Annotated in this window: 3 protein-coding genes and 1 pseudogene; 3 read left to right on the top strand and 1 reads right to left on the bottom strand. The window is 35.7% G+C overall.

Annotation, left to right across the window (positions count from 1 at the left end):
• Positions 1 to 919 (bottom strand): annotated as a pseudogene (locus ABEY15_RS24150) (hypothetical protein); the annotation flags it as partial.
• 470 nt (positions 920 to 1,389) lie between these two features.
• Between ABEY15_RS24150 and ABEY15_RS24155 the strand changes: the two are divergent.
• The 3 genes from ABEY15_RS24155 to ABEY15_RS24165 form a co-directional block, all read left to right on the top strand.
• Positions 1,390 to 1,653, top strand: coding sequence for a hypothetical protein (locus ABEY15_RS24155; protein WP_429892490.1), 264 nt, complete (start codon positions 1,390 to 1,392; stop codon positions 1,651 to 1,653).
• Positions 1,654 to 1,913: 260 nt separating this feature from the next.
• A complete protein-coding gene (locus ABEY15_RS24160) occupies positions 1,914 to 2,216 on the top strand; it encodes a hypothetical protein (RefSeq protein ID WP_429892491.1) in 303 nt (100 codons plus the stop codon).
• A gap of 285 nt (positions 2,217 to 2,501) precedes the next feature.
• A partial coding sequence (locus ABEY15_RS24165; protein WP_429892492.1) for a hypothetical protein occupies positions 2,502 to 2,725 on the top strand: 224 nt, incomplete at its 3' end.

Consider the following 2,725-nt stretch of genomic DNA (forward strand, 5'->3'; position numbering starts at 1 on the left):
CTATTTCATCCATCGTTGCTATTTCTATTTCTGGTTCTTCAGCTTCCATTTCATCCACCGATGCTGCTTCCATTTCTGGTTCTTCAGCTACTATTTCATCCATCGTTACTACTTCCATTTCTGGTTCTTCAGCTTCCATTTCATCCATCGCTGTTGCTTCCATTTCTGGTTCTTCAGCTTCCATTTCATCCATCGTTGCTGCTTCCATTTCTGGTTCTTCAGCTACTATTTCATCCATCGTTGCTACTTCCATTTCTGGTTCTTCAGCTACCATTTCATCCACCGATGCTGCTTCCATTTTTGGTTCTTCAGCTTCCATTTCATCCATCGTTGCTACTCCAATTTCTGGTTCTTCAGCTTCCATTCCATCCACCGATGCTGCTTCCATTTTTGGTTCTTCAGCTTCCATTTCATCCATCGTTGCTGCTCCCAGTTCTGGTTCTTCAGCTACCATTTCATCTATCGTTACTGCTTCCATTTCTGGTTCTTCGTCTACCATCTCATCATTTGTTACTGCTTCTGGACTAATAATTACAGTTTCCATGTTCGTATCATCAATATTAGATGCATATGCAAATATTGAGGTAAATGACTGGCCTTCTGGTCCTCTTTCTCCTTGTTCGCCTTGTTCGCCTCTTTCACCTCTTTCACCTCTTTCACCTCTTTCACCTCTTTCTCCTTGTTCGCCTCTTTTACCTCTTTTACCGTCTTCTCCGTCTTCTCCGTCTTTTCCTCGTTTACCCCGTTCACCTTTTGGGCCAGTTGGACCTGTTGGGCCTATTGAACCGTTTGGACCTGTTTGATCTGTTACTTCTGTTACTTCTGTTACTTCGGTTACTTCTGTTACTTCTTCTGTACCAAATGATTTTGGAATTAGAGGAATTTGTCTCAATAATCGTCTTAATGGTGGTAGTGACAAAAAAATACACCTCTCATAAACTTTTGTTCATTTTATATTATTAAAAAAGGACAAATTGGTTCATTATAATCCTAAAAATGAGTCAAAAAATATGTACAAATTAATCATTATTTAAAAATAACAAATTCCCAATCAAAAAATTTCTTATTAAAAACAATAGCTAGGAATCTATCTAATATCTTTTTTATTACTGTTTATTATTCTCTTTGCTTAACTAATCATAAAGAATAGATACATAATTTAACAAATGAGTATCTATAGCAACTCCAATAAAAACTAAATGCTATATTTTTAAAAGCCAGAATTAATGAAACACATTAAATAATTTTTTAAAATTTATATAATATTTTCAAAAATCATTTATATTTGTCCAAACGTCTTAATAGCTTGTCTCATACAATAAAAAGAATAATAGAAGGTGGTGAAATTATTGAGTAAAGAAGATAAATGCAAGAAATGCGATCACGATCATGATGATTGCAAATGTAAGGACAAATGCAAATGCAAATGTAAGTGTAAAGACAAATGCAAATGTAAGTGTAAAGACAAATGCAGGAAATGTAATCATGATCATGATGATTGCAAATGTAAAGATAAATGCAAGAAATGTGGTCACCATCATGATGATTGCAAATGTAAAGATAAATGCAAGAAATGTGATCACGACCATGATGATTGCAGATGTGATGATGATAAATGTAATGATTGTGGACAAAGAAATTGCAAATGCATAAAGCAAAATGTAAATGTTTGTGTTAATGTAGAAAATGGAGCTACAGGTGCTACGGGTGCTACAGGTGCTACGGGTGCTACGGGGGCTACGGGTGCTACGGGTGCTACGGGGGCTACAGGTGCTACGGGGGCTACGGGTGCAGGTATACCTGGATTTGCCTATATTTTTGATACAACTGCTCAAAATTTAGCTGCAGGTGATGCAGTAAGTTTTAATACTAATGGAAATATCACACCTCCAACATTCGTTGATCACAACACTATGATGAATCCTACCGATATCATAATAAAGCAAAATGGTACCTACCTAATCATTTGGGAGGCTTTCCCTCAGCAAGGTGGTTCTGCATTCGCTTTATTTGCAGGTATGAGTCAAATTGCTGGTTCCAATTATGGTTCAGGGTCAGGCAATCAAACTTTAACTGGTCAAGTAATCACTACATTAACAGCAGGAACTACTCTCACTTTACGAAACATTGATGGCAACACTCATCTGAACAATCAAACATCTGGCAGTGGCCCTCTTGTAGTTAGTGCATCGGTTATGATTATGCAGCTAGCATAAGAATTCCTTCAGTCAACCACCCCTCAATTCAATGAAACTATGGAATTGAGGTGGTAGGTTGATTTTTTTAAAAATAATCTTTAAAACATTTAATATAATGAAGCAGCTTGTTCATAGATAATATCGGTGTTTAACATAAAGAATTCATTAGTCATAAATGAAAAAACAAATATGAAAGCACATTTTATAAAAATTAAATTATTTCTTATAAAGTATAAATATTTGTCCAAACTTTTTTATAACTTGTACATAATTTATTAAAGAATACGAAAGGGGGATAAAAATTTGGGTAAAGAAAAACGATGCAAGAAATGTGATCATAAAGATTGTAAATGCAAAGATCGTGATCATGACGATTGTAAAGATCATGATCATGACGATTGTAAGGATCATGATCGTAAGCATAAATGTCCTGATTGTGGACGCAAAAATTGCAACTGCTGCGTAGAGCAAGAAGTAAACGTTTGTGTTAATGTACAAAATGCTGGTGCTACAGGTGCTACGGGTGC

It is taken from the genome of Gottfriedia acidiceleris, assembly GCF_050457485.1.
In the GTDB taxonomy this organism is placed as follows: domain Bacteria; phylum Bacillota; class Bacilli; order Bacillales; family Bacillaceae_G; genus Gottfriedia; species Gottfriedia acidiceleris_D.